Here is a 17,752-nt window from a genome sequence, read left to right on the forward strand (position 1 = left end):
GACATAAACCGACCCGCTCAGCCAAACCACGGCGGCATATCGTGTTTTACCCGAGAGTTGACACGGGATCGCCAGCATCTACCATGTCCGTAAAGGGACGTGTGCAGGAGGTGTGCGCATGGATGCACCGAACCAGGAATTCGTGCGTGTGGGCAGCCTTGAAGAGCTGAAGGCGGAAGGGCGGCTGGTTGTGCAAGGTGGTCATCGTCCGATCCTCGTCATCTACGACCGAGGGCGCGTCTTCGCCCTCGACAATCGTTGCCCGCACATGGGCTTCCCGCTCGAGCGCGGCAGCGTCGAGGACGGCATCTTGACCTGTCATTGGCACCACGCCCGCTTCGATCTTGAAAGCGGCTGCACCTTCGACCTATGGGCGGACGATATACCCACCTGCGCGGTCGAGGTACGCAATGGCGACGTTTGGGTAACGACCACGTTCGGTCATCCCGATCCCGCGGCGCACTGGCGTCAGCGGCTTGCGGACGGCCTCGCACATGACCTCGATCTCGTCATCGCCAAGGCCGTGCAGGGTCAGCTCGCGGCCAATGTGCCGATGGCCGGGACTGTGCGGCAGGTGGCGCTGTTTGGGGCGCAGAACCGCGACGGCTGGGGCGTCGGTCTCACGATACTGACAGCGCTGGCCAATCTCTTGCCCTTCTTGCCAGAGGACGAGGCCTATCTTGCCCTGTTTCATGGTGCACGCCGCGTGGCGGCGGACTGCGCCGGCGAGGCGCCGCGGCGGGAACGTGCGCCGCTTGGAAGCCGGCCGGAGCCGGCCGCGCTCAAGCGCTGGCTGCGTCTTTGGACAAGTGTGCGCCATCGCGAAGCGGGCGAGCGCACCCTGCTGACGGCGATTGCGGCCGGTGTCTCACCAGCTGTGCTTGCCGATGCCCTGCTCTCGGCCGCGACCGAAAGGGTCTTTGCCGACACCGGTCATTCGCTCGACTTCATCAACAAAGCCCTCGAGTGCCTCGACCTGATCGGCTGGGACCACGCGCCAGCTTTGCTGCCTACTATCGTCGGCCAGATGGTGGCCGCCCGTGGCGCGCAGGAATCGACCGCCTGGCGCCAGCCCGTTGATCTTGTTGCGCTATGTGAGGAATCAGCCCGCCAGATGCCGGAACTGTTTGCTGCCGCGCGCACCTTGCGTGGATGGTCGCACCACGCGGCGCTCGCCCGGGAGCTGCTCGGAGACGATCCAGCAAAGATAATTGATGCGCTGAAGGCGGCGATCCGCGCAGGCGCAACTCCTGTTGACCTGGGACGATCGCTCGCTTACGGAGCGGTGCTGCGGGTGGCCCGCTTCGGCAATGCCAACGAGCACGCCGACTGGGAGACGGCGCACCACGTCTTTACCTACGCTAATGCCGTCCACCAGATGCTCAGGCGGATCGGGACTGCCGACATCGACGGTTACGTCACGGCCGTGCGCGCCGTAATGCACGGAGCCATGGCGCTCTACCTTGCCCGCTATCTGAATGTGCCGCCGGCCCGCATCCCAGGTGAGGACAGCGAGCAACTCGACGACCTCCCTGCCGATGTTGAGACGATCCGCGCCGCGTTGCTCGATGCCTTCGACAGGCAGCGACAGGTTGATCTTGCCGCAAGGCTGGTGGCGCGACATCTCACGCTCGGCCATTCGCCACAGGCGCTGATCGCCACGCTTGCGCTTGCTGTGCTGCGCGAAGATGCTGGCTTCCATGCCTATCAGATGCTGGAGGCCGGAGTCCGGCAGTTCACCGCGTGGGGTAATACTGGCGAGGGCCGGCACGTCCTCATTGCGGTCGCCCGCTATCTCGCCGCCCATTCACCGACCGAACGCGGGGCGCTGCAGACGGCGGACATCGCCCGGCGCTTGATGCGGGGTGTCGCGATCCACGAGGGGGCTGGGGCGTCGTGACGACGCGTGCCGGTGATCGATGCCTGCAACGGATCCGGGTACAGCGAACCGGCGGTATCGGCCCGTTGGCGTCACCTGCCGAACGCCCGCGGCGGCTGTACAACATAGCTTGTGGCGGGTTCCTCCCGGTGGTGACGTCATTTTCCAGCCGCTCCTCCCGCTGCTGTCGCGCTTCTTTCTCAGCAGCGGGAGACAGCCAAGTTACTTACCAGCGGGAACCGGCGTCAGCGCCTGCTCCAACCGAGCCGTGACCCGAAACAGCGGTCGTGATCGAGCCCTTGACCATCCACTTTTGGTAAGCGGCTCGGTCTGACCGTTTCCCGAGGCGACCCGGCATGGGTACTTCGGGCGCTAGAGCCGACAGTAGCATCGGAAGCAATGAGCAGCAGCATACCGATGCCGACGCCCGTGTGCGAGATCGAGGTGCAAATCGACAAGCGGCGCGCGAAGATTCGCGGCCTGTCTGCCGAGCGCACCAAAGCGCTCCTGCAGGAATGCCTGAAGTGATCGCGCTGCCGGCAGGCACGCGCATCTGGCTTGCGGCTGGCATGACCGACATGCGTTGCAGGTTCCAGGGGCTTGCCGCGAAGGTGCAGACAGCGCTCGAAGAGAATCCGCTGGGCGGTCATGTGTTTATCTTCCGTGGCCGCCGGGGCGATCTCGTGAAGCTTTTGTGGGCGACCGACGACGGGGCTGCGGAATCGTCACGATAGCAAAAACACGATCGCGGTCACCGCTAGAGAGAATGGACATGCCGCGCATCATGTTCGTCATGACACGATCGTTCTCTCTCACGAAAGCGGCGCTGCGTTCACGGAAACCTGCCGGCAGCTCGATATGGGCATCGACGGAAACCGCTTCTTTCAACTGTCGAATGACAGGTTCAGAGAGCGCCAGCCAGCCACAGCGCGAGATTGACAGAGTAGCGGTGGACGTCCCGCAGGGCTTGCTGCTCGGTCTGCATTCCGGTTCCAGGAGGCTCACTCACAAAGCTCGGACAACCGAGTCGCGCGTCCCAGTTGTAGTCGGCAAAATGATGAAAAGTACTTTGAGCGACGGCGGGACCTCCCCGGACAGAAGGGTCGAATGCGACCGCAAGGTTGAAACTCTTTCCTGTTACTTTGCTTTTGCCTCGTGCGATCACTCTAGCCGGTTCGTCGTCAGGAACGTCGACGGCGCCTTCATGGGGATGTGCTGGCAGGAACCGGATTGCGCCGCCAGGAGCATCGGGGTCCGCCAATACTGGATGTATGGGGCCAACGATCGTGACTTCCTGAAAGTCTCCGTTTCTGCCCGAGTGAAAATTGGGCCAGGAGATGTGGGTTGAGAACGGGTCGTCGGCCACGCGCCGGGAGTGGTCGGGATCCTGATTGCGCGTGTGAAAGCGGTGCGCCTTGCCAACTCCGCCTAAAGTGCACAGTGAACTCCCCACATCCATGTGATCCCTCGTGACCAACAGGCCGCGACCCGCGCGCCGGAATCGCGTGATTCCCTCGCAATCCGCCGAGGTCAGACCGTCGCCTTCGTCAACGGCAAATAACCACAACTCGTCGAACCCGGTCTCATCGAGACGAGAAAGAATCGGGTCCGGCTGCCCGAGCTGCTCGCGGTCCCGAGCAACGACATTGAACGTCACGCGCCCTTTGGGATCTTGATACGTCCGCAGTAATTCCGCCAGGCGGCTGAATCGCGCAATCGACCAGTCGTCGTTGCAGGGCAGGATGGTCGTTTGAAGCAGGATCTGAATGGTACGCATGATGGTTAGTGAGTCGCGGCGACCAATCACGGGACGGAACTGGCCGCCTGGAAGGCGTTAGACCAAGGCGAATCCGCGATGCGAGCGCCCGGGCGTGACTGGACGCGGGCGCCCGTGATGTTCTCAGGCTCCCGCCTGCGAGTGGCGCAGCCATTCGTCGAGACCGATGCGGCCTAGACGCGCCTCGCCCAACGGCACGAGCGACTGCTCCTCGACCAGCCCGCCGAAATACCGGGCCTTGGGGTCTCTCACGACCTCGCGCGGATCGCCGGCCGCCTTCAGATAGCGGGCGATGATTTCGTTGAACGGCGCTCTTTCCGGGCCGGCGATCTCGACGATATCGTTTCGCGGCGCCGCGAGTGCCACGTCGGCAACGATCGCCGCAACGTCGTCGGCCGCGATGGGCTGGAACAGGCCCGGCGAAACCCTGATTACGTTTCCGTCCGCACTTGACGCGGCGATGCCGCCGAGGAACTCCAGGAACTGTGTGGAGCGGATGATGGTGTAGTGAATGCCGGAGGTTTCGATCAGCTTCTCCTGCGCGACTTTGGCGCGGAAATAACCGTTAGCGGGCGTCCGGTCGATTCCGACGATGGATAGCGCGACATGATGCCGGACGCCCGCTGCGGCCTCAGCCGCGAGAAGGTTGCGGCTGGAAGCTTCGAAGAATTCCAGCACCGCCTTGTCTTCAAACGATGGTGAATTGGCGAGATCGATCACCACCTGCGCACCGGCCACGGCTTCCTTGAGCCCCTCTCCAGTGATGCTGTTGATACCGCTCCTGGGCGAGGCAGCGACGACCTCGTGGCCGTTCTGGCGCAGAATGGCGACGGCCTTCGAGCCGATAAGGCCGGTGCCGCCGATGACGACGATTTTCATGATTTGCTGTCCTTTATCGACCACTCGAGGCGCCATTCGGGCTCGAATGCAGTTGAGGAAAGATCAGGGATTTCTGGCTGCCCCGAGCATGCGCTACGCTCGTGAAAGCACGTCACGATCATAGGCGGGTGCCACCTGTTGCGGTAGACACGCAACCAGACACACGGCGTTGCCCGCCCGGCACCAATCAAAGAGATGAGGTCGCTACCTCAGGACGAGATTGGTCCTGACCTCGGTCCCAATCCCCGGCCGTACGTATCTGAAGCCTTCGACTCGCTGGGCGTCGAGGCCGTACCTGGATCTGGCGTGGTGTCGGTGCCTAGACCTTGGCGAATGGGCTGCTGTTTACCCGGAAGGCTGGGATCGACAGATCAAACTGCCGCACGAAGAGCGTTGACTCAGTCGACAACGGTCACGATATTGACAGTCCCTTGCCGAGCCATCTTTGCATACGGACATAGGCGTTCCGCTGTTCGGACCATCTCTTCCGCCATGCGTCGGTCAACGCCCGGCATCTTGACACGGAGGTCAATGACCAATGCATAACCGCCATCCATGGGATCACGACCGAACGTAACCTGTACCTCCACCACGATGTCGTTGATCTCCATTCCCGCGCGTTTTGCGATCAGGTTGAGCGCCCCGTGAAAACACGCAGCAAACCCCGCCGCGAACAACTGCTCGGGATTGGTCCCATTACCGGGTCCGCCGAACTCGGTAGGGAGCCGCAGTTCGACGACGAGATTTCCGTCATCCGAACGGGCGACGCCAGATGCGCGACCGTGTCCCGTCTCGCCGCCCGAAACGGTGACACTCGTTGTATACAGCGGATGAAAATCCCGGCCCCGATACCTGTCGAGGAGGGAAAGCGGGGGAGCTTGCAGCTTCTTGTCGTCCATGGTGCGGTCTCGAATTTGGTGATGCGCGTTCCGGCTCTCGGTCGTCAATCCGCCGAAGCCTGCCATATGAAGCGCGCTGCACCTGCGGGATCAAGCACCGTCTGCCAGGGCGGGACGAGCTGCATGGAACGAACGATCGTATAGTAAATCAGTCGAGCGTCCTGCCACCTGTTTTCCCTTACGCGACGGTACAATCGCGCACTATGGTAAATGAGCGTGGATGGTAACGGTAGCGTCGCACGAGGAGACATGATGTTTCCGTTTCGGCGACAATCCAAATGGCCGCGTGAAACGGGAGCGCACCGTCACGCACTCGAAGCGGTTGACTAGACGAGACCGCCTCCATTCGGCAATTGGTTGCAACAGGCAAGTGCTAGACTTTAGCGTGACCGCGCCGCATGCGGAATGCGGCCATTCCGCCAGGTGATAGTCGGGCATCCGGTTTCCGTGGCTGCACGAAGATCGGGGTGAGACTGAGCGGAAGGAAAGCGTCGATCCCGGTCACTTCATCGCTGCAACAGGAGAGTCGTTGTCCGCGCCAGAACGCATTACCGGCGCTTCGAACGGCTTACCCGTTCATGTGTCAGTAGTGGGGCCATCAATGGATCAATCGGATACATCGCAGCGAGGCTTCCGCGTTGGCTTACCCAACAACGCTGATGCGCTCTCTACCTGTTTCGCGACGAGCTACGCAGGGATCATCGCGTTCATGGCGGTCGCGACCGAGGGAAGCTTCGCGAAAGCCGGTGAACGATTGGGGATCGGACGCTCGGCCGTCTGTCGAAATGTTCAAAAGCTCGAAACGCAGCTAAGCACCCGTCTGTTTCTCCGAACGACAAGGACCACAAACCTGACGCAGGAGGGCGAAAGGTTCTTCGAGAACTGCAACCAGGGCGTGACCCATATCGTCGAGGCAATGAATGACATGTTGGACCTTCGCCAGGGTCCGCCTCGTGGCTTCATTCGAATTCGCTCGACAGTTGGATTTGGACGCAAGGTGGTTGCTCCGCTGCTTTTCAAGTTTTCCGAGCTCTACCCGGATATCGCGGTAGATCTGAGCCTTGATGACAGGCCAGCCGATTTCGCTGCTGAACAGATCGACGTTGCGTTTCGCGATGGACGCATCGAGGACTCAAGCATCATTGCGAAACAGTTGATTCCAATGCAGATGGTACTCTGCGCTTCCCGCGCCTATGCCGAAGAGCGCGGGCTGCCATCTATGCTGGAAGATCTGGCGCAGCACGACTGCATCAATCTGCGATTGAGCGGTCGCGTCTTCGAGTGGGATTTCAAGGTCGACGGTCGCATGCGAAAGTATTTGCCAACCGCCAGATTGACTTTCAACGACGCGGACCTGGTATTGCAGGCAGTCCTGGAAGGTCGCGGAATCGCCCAGATGCCGGGATATCAGATACGCGATTACATCACGCGCAATGAACTCGTCGTGGCCTTGAGGCACAACGTGCCGGACGATCGGGGCCACTACATCTGCTATCTCTGCCGACAGAATTTGCCGTCACGCATTCGCGTGTTTGTCGATTTCATGACTGAGCAGATTCGGGCGCTCAACTCGCTTTGTCTGGGAGAATTCAATCCAGACTATCTGGAACGCGAGCATCAGGCGTGAAGCTATTCATGCACCGCCATAAGCGGTGCGATCGCATTGTGGATGTGCTTCGCGGTCGCAAACGCCACCCACGTCGAACGAAAATATTGACGGCGATGATGGCCGCCTGAAGGCTTCAACAACCTTCGTCCACGAAGAATCCTGATAGTCGACGAAATACCCATTGCAGTCCACCTTGAACCCTTGCGCCTTCAAACATTGCGTTGAAGGCCACCGTGCGTCCGTATCGCGGCGCTGCCTCAATCATCCGCCTGGCCGCCAGTTTCCACCAAGGTGCCGCTCAGCCTCGCCGACCCAGGGCAACACCGCGGCTTCCGCGGCCGCACCTATTGGTGTCTACGCGGCAACAGTGAGTGGTCTGGTGCGTATCTACCGCGACGCGGACGCGGCACCTACCATTCCGACATGGCTTCGTGATCGATTGAGTTGACGATCGTTGAGATCGTTAGTGGAGGGCGCCATGTTTCATCCCGGACCCCTGTCGGTGTTTGTAGGCTGGATCATGCTTTCCGCGGTCAGTGTCGGGCTCGCAATTGCTGTCTCGTTCAGCGGCATTTTCTGAAGTCTCATACAGGCCTTCCAGATCCGATCGTCTGTCTCCAGCGAGGCACGAGGTCTGAATGATGCGGCTGGCAAGCCGACCATCCAACTTGACTGGCGATTCGCGGAATGTGCTCGAGGGTGGCCGCACGCCCCGATCTTCCTGACCGCCGATTTGTCGGCGGCGAGTGAATGTCAATCCACCGTGATGAGGCGATCACTTTTCCTGAGGCTAGTCTCCTCGGAAAGACTCGCTTTGTCTTCGGTCCGGGGAAGGTACTGAATTCATCACGGATATGACATCGGTGGCACGCCATGGAAACTCCACATGTCGATTGGCTCGTAACTTCCCCTGAGCTGACCAGCACAGAACGCGCTATCGCGGTGGGTACGCATCTTATTAGTGAGCGCGAAGGCTACACACACCACGGAATTTATGCGGGGAATGGACTGGTTATTCACTACGGAGGCTTTCATCATTCCGCGAAACGGCGCCCCATTGAATATATTCCGTTGCGCGCCTTTGCAGCAGGAAAAGGGATCAAGGTTCAGTCAGAACCAGACGCCATTTATACCGGATTTGATGCGGTGGAGAGGGCCAGGTCCCGCCTCGGCGAAGACCGGTATCGATTGCTGACCAATAACTGCGAACACTTCTGCACATGGTGTGTTCTAGGTGTCGGGCGGAGTGAGCAGGTACGCCAATGCCTAAGGAATCCATGGACCGGTATCAAGATGCTCGTCGCGCTTGCGAGAGCGGAATGCATGCCTTTCGTGACCGCGCGAAGCCGGCTCGCCGGGACCGTCGCGGTTTAGGTCGTACCGCGTGTCGTCGATGTCGCACCGGACGTGTACCCCGATTCTCTACGGAGAACGCTTTTACTCAACGATCTGATAGGCCAGAAAATGAGCATTCAGTCAAACACCGAACGGCGCGCTTCACGCGCACTGAAAGCGGGCGTATCGGTGCTGGTTGCCGCGGTGCTGTCAGCCTGTGCGAACTATGCGGGAATCCATGGCGACGCAAAGACGGCCGATCCGCAGCAATATGCAACGCAGCAAAGCATTCCTGCCGAACAGGGCCATTGGCCCGCAGCCAACTGGGCGGATCAGTTCGGCGATGCGCAACTGAAGGCGCTGATCGACGAAGCGCTGACGAGCAGCCCGACGCTCGATCAGGCGCGTTCACGCGTGGCAGCCGCCTCCGCATATAGCGAAACGGCGAGAGCCGGCACGATGCCGCGTATCGACGCGAACTATTCGCTCACGCGCCAGCAGTACTCGGGCACGGCGCTCGTGCCGCCTCCGAATGGCGGCTCGTGGCAGACGGAGAACAAGGGCCTGTTGACTGCTTCCTACGATCTCGATCTGTGGGGCAAGAACCGCGAAGCGCTGAAGGCAGCGATCTCGCAACTTCAGGCAAGCCGGGCCGATGCTGAAGTCGTCAAGCTGACGCTGACGACATCGCTTGCCCGCGCGTACAACCAGCTCGCACGCCTGTATGTCTTGCGCGACATCGCGCAACAGGAAGTCACGCATCGCGAGCAGATCGAGCGCATCACTGCAGGGCGCATTGCGACGGGACTGGATACGGAAGTCGAACGCAAGACCGCGCAAGCCAATCTCGCGACGAGTCGCGCCGCGCTGACGTCGCTCGACGGACAGGTCCTCACGACGCGCTATCAGATCGCCGCGCTGCTCGGCGCCGGTCCCGATCGCGGACTGCGGATCGCCCGGCCGACGCTCGGCATCGGCGACGAAGTGAAGCTCCCCGACAACCTGCCCGCCGATCTCGTAAGCCGCCGCCCGGACATCGCGGCCGCGCGGTGGCGCGTCGACGGGATGACGCACGACGTGAAGGAAGCGAAGGCCGAGTTCTATCCGGACATCAATCTGAGCGCTGCGATCGGGCTCGACGCATTCGGCTTCGGCCGCTTCCTGACGGCGGCGAGCCGCACGGCATCCGTCGGCCCCGCCATCCATCTGCCGATCTTCGACGCAGGTGAGTTGCGCGCCAGGCTCAAGGGCCGCTATGCCGATTTCGACCATGCCGTCGCGACCTACAACCAGGCGCTCGTGACCGCGCTGAGCGAAGTGGCGACGCAATTGGCCGACGTGCGCTCGACCGACGCACAGCTTGTCGATGCGCAGGCGGCACAGGACGCCGCGCGCCAGGCCTACAAGCTCGCACTAGTGCAATACAAGGCGGGCCTGACGAATCAATTGACCGTATTGAACGCCGACGTCAACGCGCTTTCCGCCGATCAGGCCGTTGCGAATCTGCGCATGAGCCGCCGTGACCAGCAGATCGCGCTGGCTTCCGCGCTGGGCGGCGGTTTCGTCGACACGTCGAACGCGAACTCCGCGGCGCCACCGCGCGCCGATGCGTCCGCATCCAACACGCCTGTCGTTGCCGCGCGCTGAGCGGCTGCCCACCCAATCTGCCGGAGACCTGAAATGAGCGAAATCAACGCAACGGAGCGCCAAAAGACGCAAGCAACGGGCGCTAAATATGACGCGACACCGACGAAAGATTCCGTTGCAAACGAACCTGACACAGGCAAGCGCAAAACGCTGCTCGCGCTGCTGGGCATGGCTGTCGTCGTGTCGGCGGCGGCTTATGGCGCTTACTACATGACCTATGCGCGCTACCACGAATCGACCGACGATGCGTACGTCAGCGGCAACCTCGTGCAACTGACGCCCCAGGTGGCCGGCACCGTCGTCGCCGTGAATGCCGACGACACGCAGATCGTAAAGGCGGGCGACCCGGTCGTGACGCTCGACAGCGCCGATGCGAAAGTCGCGCTCGGCAATGCCGAAGCGACGCTCGGGCAGACCGTGCGTCAGGTGAGCAGCCTGTACGTGAACAATGATTTCTATCGAGCGAACGTCGCGCAGAAGCAGTCCGATCTGGCCCGCGCGCAGGACGATTTGCGCCGCCGCAAGGCCGTCGCCGATACGGGCGCCGTTTCGGCCGAGGACATCGCGCACGCGCGCGACACCGTGACGGCCGCGCGGGCCGCGCTAGACGCCGCGCGTCAACAGGCGGAAGCCAATCGCGCGCTGACCGACCGCACGACGATCGAACAGCACCCGAACGTGCAAGCCGCCGCGTCGAAAGTACGCGACGCTTACCTCGCGTATGCGCGCAACACATTGCCCGCGCCCGTCACCGGCTATGTCGCGAAGCGCTCGGTGCAGGTCGGCCAGCGCGTGTCGCCGGGCACGCCGTTGATGGCGATCGTGCCGCTCGACGGCGTGTGGGTCGATGCGAACTACAAGGAAAGCCAGTTGCGCAACATGCGCATCGGTCAACCCGTCACGCTGACGGCCGATGTGTATGGCGGCAAGGTCGAGTACCACGGCCGCGTCGTCGGCTTCTCGGCGGGCACAGGCAGCGCTTTTGCGACGTTGCCCGCGCAGAACGCGACGGGCAACTGGATCAAGATCGTCCAGCGTCTGCCCGCGCGCATCCAGCTCGATCAGAAGGAACTCGAAGCGCATCCGCTGCGCATCGGTCTGTCGATGGATGTCGATGTGGATACGCGCGGCAACACGGGACGGCAACTCGGCGCGGCCATGAACACGTCATATCGCACGGATGTCTTTACCGAATACGGCGCGCAGGCCGATGCCGAGATCGAGAAGGTCATCGCGCGGAACATCGTCCCTTTGCATGCAGGGTCCACGGGCAACGTCGTATTGTCGACGCCTCCCGCAAAGCGCGATGCAAGCGACCAGAGCGGCACTAAACAGCACGCCGGCTAGATCGCATCCCGGAGCGCACCGGGCAGTCGCGTTCCGGTTCATTCAATCGTCTGACAGGCCAGATAGACACGCCGGACCTGTCGAAAACTTCAGACTGGAAGCAAGATGAATCCTTCGACGCAACTTGCACCGCCGCCGCTCACAGGCGCAAAGCTGGTTCTTGCGACAATCGCCGTCGCGCTCGCGACGTTCATGAACGTGCTCGATTCATCCATTGCCAATGTTGCGATTCCAACCATCTCGGGGAATCTCGGCGTATCCGTCGACGAAGGCACGTGGGTCATCACGCTGTTCTCCGCGGCCAATGCCGTCGCGATTCCGCTGACGGGCTGGCTCACGCAACGCGTCGGCCAGATCAGGCTGTTCGTGGCCGCCATCGTGCTGTTCGTGTTTTCGTCGTGGCTGTGCGGCGTCGCGCCGAATCTGATCGTGCTGCTCGCCTCACGCGTGTTGCAGGGCGCCGTGGCGGGTCCGCTGATTCCGCTTTCGCAGGCAATTCTGCTCGGCTCATATCCGAAGGAAAAAAGCGCGACGGCGCTGTCGCTGTGGGCGATGACGGCCACGGTCGGGCCGATTGCGGGTCCTGCGCTGGGCGGCTGGATCACCGATAGCTATAGCTGGTCGTGGATTTTCTATATCAACATTCCCGTTGGCCTGTTCGCCGCCGCCGTGACGTGGATCATCTATCGCGACCGCGAGACGCCGACGCGCAAGCTTCCCATCGACAAGGTCGGCCTGCTGTCGCTGATCGCATGGGTGGCGTCGCTGCAGATCATGCTCGACAAGGGCAAGGATCTCGACTGGTTCAGCTCACCTGTGATCTGCATTCTCGCGGTCGTCGCGGCGGTCAGCTTTCTGTTTTTCCTGATCTGGGAATTCACGGAGAAGAACCCGATCGTCGATCTTCGCCTCTTCGCAATGCGCAATTTCCGCGGCGGCACGATTGCGATTTCGGTCGCGTATGCGGTGTTCTTCTCGAATCTCGTGATTTTGCCGCAATGGATTCAGGGCTATCTGGGCTATCGTTCGGTGGATGCCGGTCTCGTGACGGCGCCACTCGGGATCTTCGCCGTGCTGCTTGCACCGGTGATGGCGAAGATCATGCCGAAGTCCGATGCACGGGTGCTCGCGACGCTGGCCTTCCTCGGCTTTGCGGGCGTGTTCTTCATGCGCTCACATTACACGGCGAGCGTCGACCCCTATAGCCTGGTGCTGCCGACGCTGCTGCAAGGCATTCCGATGGCGCTGTTTTTTACGCCGCTTACCGCGATCATCCTGTCCGGGCTGTCACCCGACAAGATTCCGGCGGCCGCCGGCCTGTCCAACTTTGTGCGCGTGTTCGCGGGCGGCGTCGGCACGTCGTTGATCTCCACGGGCTGGAACGATCGCACGATCCTGCACCATGCACGACTCGCCGAACAGTCGAGCGTGAACAACCCCGACTATATGAGCGCCATCGCGAACCTCCACACGACGCTCGGCGGCGGCCTGGATCAGGCGGCGGCGCTTTTCGAATATTTGCTGAATGCCCAGGCCGCGATGCTCGGACTGAACGATATCTTCTGGCTCTCGTCGATGATCTTCATCGTGATCATTCCGCTGGTCTGGCTCACCAAGCCCGGCAAGGGTGGCGGCGGGGCGGCCGGCGCTCACTGAGCAGGACCGCCTCGCATACCCGGGGAAGCTGATCTGCTGTCTTTTGTCTGCCGGAGGTTCGTGCTCAACGCCTCCGGCTGTACCGGTGGAGACCTGTCAGCCGCACTTGCTTGCGGCACTGGACGGTCCACAACATTCCCGCAGCCGCCGCACAACTGCCCCAAGGCGACGGCAACGCTCCGTCCCGTTTGCCCATCGGCGTCAATTCCCGCACGAACACTTCCAGGACACCGGCGCGACAGGAGCTGACGGCAACCATGGAGGTCCCTGCCCCCCGGTGGGCGATAAGCCGCATCGTTATAGTGGACGAAACCGACCGTGCCCTGTCGCCGTGACGGCGGGGCGCTCCTCGCGAGCGCGTCATACACAGTCGCACGAGCGCTTCAGTCGCGCAGGTCGGTTAGCTCACGTCGCGAATCGCCTTACTGTCATCATTCGCCCGCCGATAACGTCGTTCTCGTCGTCAGACACACCAGACCGAGTGCTCTCGTGTGCTCTGTCATGTAGTCGTTGAACGTATGCAGCGCGACGGGCTGGCGCCGCTGGGCGAGACCGTCTACCTTGAAATCCCGCGTGCGGACGCGGGCTGACAGCCTTATTTTTTCGGTTCGCGGGGTGGCCAAAGTTTTCGACACCCGCTGGAATCAATGCGCGAAAAGTTTTGTCTCTTCTTCGCTGATTGCAGCGTCGCTCACCGCTATTATCGGCTCGACGTCGAAGCCCGCCAGGCGCCACGCATCGATACCGCCGGTAAGCGGCAATGCAAGCTTGACACCGGCCTGTCGCAACCGCCCGGCCATCCATGCGGCAGAGACTTCGTTTGGACACGAACAGTAGATGACGAGTGTCCGGTTCGCTCCATAGCGCTCCACGATCTGCCGCGGTTTTTGTTCATCGGCAAACTCTGCGCCTGGAATGACAAATGGATCGAGCATTCGCCGCTCGGCGGAGCGAATATCCAAAAGGATTGGCCGCGGATTGTTCGCGAGCAATGCATGCAATTCGGCCACGCTGATCCGAGCCTTCTCGAGGGCTTTCGCCAGCATGATTCTCCGGCAGTATCGATACAGCACGTAAAGCATCAGCGCGGTAGCGATCACGATCAACGCCTGCCAGCCAAGACGTGAGATGAGTACGAAAACCACATCGATCTGCGACGCGAATAGCGCACCGATCGCCAGTCCGACGAATGCCCACAGCGCAACGCCCACGCAATCATGCAAGACAAAGGAACGCAATCTGACGGCCATCGCACCGCACAGCGGTACGGCAACGAGCGACAAGCCAGGTACGAAGCGCGCCACGATCAGCACGCGAACGCCCCAGCGTCCAAAGAAGCGCTCCGTTTTCCTGACGCACGTTTCGCGCGAGAGCGACAGTTTGCAAACCGTATGGAGCGTGCGCTCGCCGTATCGCTTGCCGCCCTGGAACCAGACCAGGTCGCCCAGCACACCGCCGATCACAGCGGAGCCTAGTATCGTCGCGAAATTAAGGTACGTGGATGACGCAAGGTTCATGGCGAGCGCAGTGCTGGCTCCAACGGTGATCAATGTCGGTAAGACAGGCAACGGCAGGCCGAGCGAGGAGCCAAGCACATTCAGAAATACGACTAAGATTCCGTACCGCGCGATCAATTCATGCGACATCATGGTGCTCTCCTTGTGGCTTGCATGTACCCGTCTTGAAGATCGTTCATCGCGCCACCTGAACCAGCAATGCGGCAAACCGCATGTCGCCGCAGTGGACTTGCTCGGGCACACTACGCCAGGAGCGAACTGCCGGACCATAGCCGCAAGGAGGGAGTCGATAACCGCTACTTTGCGCCGGACAGTTCTTCTTCCGACGCGCGTTTCGATGGCGGCAACGCCTGCTTGCCCTGTCCGGCGATTTCGTTGACCTCCTGCCGATAGCGGTGCACGTCCCGCGTGACGAAGCCGATTTCGCGGCTCGGGATATCGAACCACTCGGGGTGTCCGAATGAACGGCGAATATCCTCGAGACCGCTCGCCCAATGCTCGCGCATCGTATCCTTGCTGAATTCATAGTCCTTGTAGTGCCCCTCGAACGATTTGTTCTTGTAGATCAGGTGCACGACATTCACCGCACTGCCGTCCGCTGTTTTCTGCGCCTCCCGCAACAGCGGGTGCGCAAGCCGCACCTTTTCAGGAATATGCTCGAGCAGCGCCTTGATCATCTGCGCGTGCTTCTGGTTTTGCGACATGAACGCGGTGATCGCTCGTGTACGGCTTGAATATTGAATGTCCTTGGTGCGCTCGCTGACGTCGAGGAAGTCGCCTGGCAGCTTGCCTCGCGAGCTCCACAGATCGACCTGGAATACGAGTGTGTCTTTATGCTGGCTTTCCCTGATGATCTCGGTGAGTGGCGTGTTCGAAACCAGCCCCCCGTCCCAGTAGAACTCTCCGTCGATCTCGACGGCCGGAAAGCCCGGCGGCAGCGCGCCGGACGCGATGAAGTGCTCCGGTGCCAGGCGCATTTTCGAATTATCGAAGTAGACGAGATTGCCCGTTCGGACGTTGACCGCGCCAACGGATACGCGAATGTTCCCGTCATTGATGCGATCGAAGTCTGCGTACCGCAAAAGCGTTTCACGCAACGCCGAGGTGTCGTAATAGCTGACCTGGTCAGGACGTTTCCTGCCGAGCCCTGCGAAAGGCACATGCATGCGCGGGGAGAAGAATCCGTTTTGACCTTCCACCAGCGTACGCGTCGCGGCCCATGCGCTCGACCACCTGCGCCCCATGTCTGCAAGCCCCGGCCACGCCGGAATGCGCGCGCCGAGATGTGAGAAAACATCCGCCGGCTGACTGATGGTGTTCCAGAAGCCGCGCAGCGCCTCCGCTCGACTCGCGGGCGCATTGCCGGCGATGATCGCCGTATTCAGCGCACCGATGGATACCCCGGATATTCGCGTCGGCTCCACGCCGACCTCGGCCATACCTTCATATACGCCGGCCTGATACGAGCCCAGTGCGCCGCCGCCCTGCAGCACGAGTCCGATTTCGTCATAGGCGGGAAGCTTGATGCGATGGGGCCCCTGCAGCTTGTTACGCTGGCTCGAATTCATGGCTGTCTCCTTACTGCATGAACCAGCCGTGGCTGACCACAATCGATTGCCCGGTGAGCGCGTTCGACTCGAAGCCGGCGAGGAATGCAACCGTGTTCGCGACATCGGCTAGCGACGTGAATTCGCCGTCGACCGTCTCCTTCAACATCACGTCCTTCACGACCTGCTGCTCGGAGATTCCCAGGGCTTTCGCCTGCTCGGGGATCTGCTTGTCGACCAGCGGGGTTCTGACGAAGCCCGGACACACGACATTGGCGCGCACGCCACGCGGTCCGCCTTCTTTCGCGACAACCCGAGCGAGACCGAGCAGCCCGTGCTTCGCGGCCACATAAGCCGACTTCAGTTGCGACGCCTCGTGCGAGTGTACCGAGCCCATGTAGATCACAGCGCCGCCTTTGTTCGACGCGTACATATGCCTGATGGCGGCCCTGGTCGTGAGGAACGCACCGTCGAGGTGAATCGCCAGCATCTTCTTCCAGTCGGAAAATGCGTAGTCCTCGATCCGGTTGACGATCTGGATGCCCGCGTTCGACACGAGCACGTCGATGCCGCCCAGCCGGTTCACCGTTTCGGCCACACCCGCATCGACCGCTTCCTCGCTGGTTACGTCCATTGCAACGGCGATCGCTTTGCCGCCGTGAGCAACGATATCTTCAGCGGCCTTTTGAGCGTTCGCGAGATTCAGATCCGCAATCACGACCGTCGCGCCGTCCGACGCGAGCTTACGCGCGCACGCTTCGCCGATACCGCTTGCTGCGCCCGTAATGAGCGCGACCTTATCATTCAATGCCATACGTCCTCCGAGCGCTTACTGGTTGACCGCGAGTTTCAACGACTCGGCGGGGGCCAGATAGTCATAAACCACTTCGCCGACGTCGAGCGTGAGATTTGCAATGACGTGACGTGCGCCAATCACCTTGCGAACCGGCAGATCGGCAACCGATGCGAGCGCGTGCGCATGCAACTCGAGCGCCGCGGGCCCCTCCCACGCGCCGATCACATCGACGTCGCGCAGGAAAAAGCGCACCAGTTCGCAAATGCGTACGGAGCCATCGACGTGCGGAATGACCTTGAGCAGATAGTTGGGGGTGTCGGCGAGCTTGCGGCGCTCGGCCGCCCTCTCGAGCTCGCGATATTTGTAGCCCATCGTTCCGGTGGCGACGCGCTGCGTTCCGTAGTCGAGCGTGCCGAGCAGCGTGTCCTTGCCATCGACGCAGAGCTTCGGTGAAGCCAGCTTCTTGGGAAATCCCCAGATTTCGCGTCCGCCTGCGATCGGGCCTTCGTCGTCCAGATACATCGCGTGCGTGAAGTTGGCTCGATTGCCGTCCTCATCCAGCACGGAAATCACCTGGCCGCTTTCCGTGTAGTCACCGAACCCCGATGAATCAGGCATGCGGATGAATTCGTAATGGACGATTGCGCTGTCGACCGTTAGCGGTTCTGGAACGACGGCCTTAAGCGCATCCATGTCCGTTTCATACGAGATGATGAAGTACTCCCGATTGAGAAAGCGGAAGGGTGGGCGCGGATACGCCGGATTGTGCACGGGCATCGCAAAAGCGTTGTTGCGGATATCTTCTTCTGTCACGGATCGTTCCTCGGTTGGTGAGGTGCTGCGTAACACGCATCGCGACAGCTT

General features: G+C 61.3%; 15 protein-coding genes. 8 read left to right on the forward strand and 7 right to left on the reverse strand.

Features of this window, described 5'->3' with window-relative positions; translation table 11 throughout:
• Positions 1 to 118: 118 nt before the first annotated feature.
• From ACOCG7_RS13885 to tnpB, 3 genes are all read left to right on the forward strand, one after another.
• Positions 119 to 1,900 carry a Rieske 2Fe-2S domain-containing protein gene (locus tag ACOCG7_RS13885; RefSeq protein ID WP_421375980.1) on the forward strand — a complete coding sequence of 594 codons (1,782 nt, stop codon included), beginning with the start codon at positions 119 to 121 and terminating at the stop codon, positions 1,898 to 1,900.
• 378 nt (positions 1,901 to 2,278) lie between these two features.
• Complete coding sequence (locus tag ACOCG7_RS13890) at positions 2,279 to 2,407, forward strand: hypothetical protein (RefSeq protein ID WP_421375982.1); 129 nt, start codon at positions 2,279 to 2,281, stop codon at positions 2,405 to 2,407.
• Positions 2,404 to 2,613, forward strand: a complete 210-nt coding sequence (tnpB, locus tag ACOCG7_RS13895; protein ID WP_421375984.1) for an IS66 family insertion sequence element accessory protein TnpB — start codon at positions 2,404 to 2,406, stop codon at positions 2,611 to 2,613. The genes ACOCG7_RS13890 and tnpB overlap by 4 nt, the downstream gene beginning before the upstream one ends.
• Positions 2,614 to 2,783: 170 nt before the next feature.
• Here the strand turns inward: tnpB and ACOCG7_RS13900 are convergent, their stop codons facing one another.
• The 3 genes from ACOCG7_RS13900 to ACOCG7_RS13910 form a co-directional block, all read right to left on the reverse strand.
• A complete protein-coding gene (locus ACOCG7_RS13900) occupies positions 2,784 to 3,656 on the reverse strand; it encodes a hypothetical protein (RefSeq protein ID WP_073430728.1) in 873 nt (290 codons plus the stop codon).
• Positions 3,657 to 3,779: 123 nt separating this feature from the next.
• Entirely contained in the window at positions 3,780 to 4,535 is a 756-nt protein-coding gene (locus ACOCG7_RS13905; RefSeq protein ID WP_310135391.1) for an SDR family oxidoreductase, read from the reverse strand.
• A 398-nt stretch (positions 4,536 to 4,933) separates the two neighbouring features.
• Positions 4,934 to 5,434 (reverse strand): Ohr family peroxiredoxin, encoded by a 501-nt coding sequence (locus ACOCG7_RS13910; RefSeq protein WP_310319356.1) that lies wholly within the window; start codon positions 5,432 to 5,434, stop codon positions 4,934 to 4,936.
• A 601-nt stretch (positions 5,435 to 6,035) separates the two neighbouring features.
• On the opposite strand from ACOCG7_RS13910, the gene ACOCG7_RS13915 reads away from it, so the two are divergent.
• From ACOCG7_RS13915 to ACOCG7_RS13935, 5 genes are all read left to right on the forward strand, one after another.
• Positions 6,036 to 7,061 carry a LysR family transcriptional regulator gene (locus ACOCG7_RS13915; protein ID WP_154872845.1) on the forward strand — a complete coding sequence of 342 codons (1,026 nt, stop codon included), beginning with the start codon at positions 6,036 to 6,038 and terminating at the stop codon, positions 7,059 to 7,061.
• 855 nt (positions 7,062 to 7,916) lie between these two features.
• Positions 7,917 to 8,417 (forward strand): lecithin retinol acyltransferase family protein, encoded by a 501-nt coding sequence (locus tag ACOCG7_RS13920; protein ID WP_310319359.1) that lies wholly within the window; start codon positions 7,917 to 7,919, stop codon positions 8,415 to 8,417.
• Between the two features lie 90 nt (positions 8,418 to 8,507).
• Entirely contained in the window at positions 8,508 to 10,025 is a 1,518-nt protein-coding gene (locus ACOCG7_RS13925) for an efflux transporter outer membrane subunit (RefSeq protein ID WP_421375988.1), read from the forward strand.
• A gap of 33 nt (positions 10,026 to 10,058) precedes the next feature.
• The gene (locus ACOCG7_RS13930) at positions 10,059 to 11,372 is read left to right on the forward strand and encodes an HlyD family efflux transporter periplasmic adaptor subunit (RefSeq protein WP_310319365.1); all 1,314 of its coding nucleotides are present in this window, start codon (positions 10,059 to 10,061) and stop codon (positions 11,370 to 11,372) included.
• Between the two features lie 105 nt (positions 11,373 to 11,477).
• Positions 11,478 to 13,028: a DHA2 family efflux MFS transporter permease subunit gene (locus ACOCG7_RS13935; RefSeq protein WP_421375991.1), complete on the forward strand. Its 1,551-nt coding sequence runs from the start codon at positions 11,478 to 11,480 to the stop codon at positions 13,026 to 13,028.
• Between the two features lie 644 nt (positions 13,029 to 13,672).
• Here ACOCG7_RS13935 and ACOCG7_RS13940 read toward each other — a convergent pair.
• From ACOCG7_RS13940 to ACOCG7_RS13955, 4 genes are all read right to left on the reverse strand, one after another.
• The gene (locus ACOCG7_RS13940; protein WP_090518810.1) at positions 13,673 to 14,677 is read right to left on the reverse strand and encodes a DedA family protein/thiosulfate sulfurtransferase GlpE; all 1,005 of its coding nucleotides are present in this window, start codon (positions 14,675 to 14,677) and stop codon (positions 13,673 to 13,675) included.
• 164 nt (positions 14,678 to 14,841) lie between these two features.
• Positions 14,842 to 16,113, reverse strand: a complete 1,272-nt coding sequence (locus ACOCG7_RS13945; RefSeq protein ID WP_114164142.1) for a DUF3734 domain-containing protein — start codon at positions 16,111 to 16,113, stop codon at positions 14,842 to 14,844.
• A gap of 10 nt (positions 16,114 to 16,123) precedes the next feature.
• Positions 16,124 to 16,906, reverse strand: coding sequence for a 3-hydroxybutyrate dehydrogenase (locus ACOCG7_RS13950; protein ID WP_073430684.1), 783 nt, complete (start codon positions 16,904 to 16,906; stop codon positions 16,124 to 16,126).
• Between the two features lie 15 nt (positions 16,907 to 16,921).
• Positions 16,922 to 17,701: an acetoacetate decarboxylase gene (locus tag ACOCG7_RS13955; protein WP_073430683.1), complete on the reverse strand. Its 780-nt coding sequence runs from the start codon at positions 17,699 to 17,701 to the stop codon at positions 16,922 to 16,924.
• Positions 17,702 to 17,752 lie beyond the last annotated feature (51 nt).

The organism is Paraburkholderia sp. DD10, assembly GCF_049177125.1.
GTDB lineage: Bacteria > Pseudomonadota > Gammaproteobacteria > Burkholderiales > Burkholderiaceae > Paraburkholderia > Paraburkholderia terricola.

What these genes read in the sequence shown, in the direction of transcription:
- ACOCG7_RS13885 (WP_421375980.1), top strand. Translation starts at nt 119, where the DNA reads ATGGATGCACCGAACCAGGAATTCGTGCGTGTGGGCAGCCTTGAAGAG.
- ACOCG7_RS13890 (WP_421375982.1), top strand. Translation starts at nt 2,279, where the DNA reads ATGAGCAGCAGCATACCGATGCCGACGCCCGTGTGCGAGATCGAGGTG.
- ACOCG7_RS13900 (WP_073430728.1), bottom strand. Translation starts at nt 3,656, where the DNA reads ATGCGTACCATTCAGATCCTGCTTCAAACGACCATCCTGCCCTGCAAC.
- ACOCG7_RS13905 (WP_310135391.1), bottom strand. Translation starts at nt 4,535, where the DNA reads ATGAAAATCGTCGTCATCGGCGGCACCGGCCTTATCGGCTCGAAGGCC.
- ACOCG7_RS13910 (WP_310319356.1), bottom strand. Translation starts at nt 5,434, where the DNA reads ATGGACGACAAGAAGCTGCAAGCTCCCCCGCTTTCCCTCCTCGACAGG.
- ACOCG7_RS13915 (WP_154872845.1), top strand. Translation starts at nt 6,036, where the DNA reads ATGGATCAATCGGATACATCGCAGCGAGGCTTCCGCGTTGGCTTACCC.
- ACOCG7_RS13920 (WP_310319359.1), top strand. Translation starts at nt 7,917, where the DNA reads ATGGAAACTCCACATGTCGATTGGCTCGTAACTTCCCCTGAGCTGACC.
- ACOCG7_RS13925 (WP_421375988.1), top strand. Translation starts at nt 8,508, where the DNA reads ATGAGCATTCAGTCAAACACCGAACGGCGCGCTTCACGCGCACTGAAA.
- ACOCG7_RS13930 (WP_310319365.1), top strand. Translation starts at nt 10,059, where the DNA reads ATGAGCGAAATCAACGCAACGGAGCGCCAAAAGACGCAAGCAACGGGC.
- ACOCG7_RS13935 (WP_421375991.1), top strand. Translation starts at nt 11,478, where the DNA reads ATGAATCCTTCGACGCAACTTGCACCGCCGCCGCTCACAGGCGCAAAG.
- ACOCG7_RS13940 (WP_090518810.1), bottom strand. Translation starts at nt 14,677, where the DNA reads ATGATGTCGCATGAATTGATCGCGCGGTACGGAATCTTAGTCGTATTT.
- ACOCG7_RS13945 (WP_114164142.1), bottom strand. Translation starts at nt 16,113, where the DNA reads ATGAATTCGAGCCAGCGTAACAAGCTGCAGGGGCCCCATCGCATCAAG.
- ACOCG7_RS13950 (WP_073430684.1), bottom strand. Translation starts at nt 16,906, where the DNA reads ATGGCATTGAATGATAAGGTCGCGCTCATTACGGGCGCAGCAAGCGGT.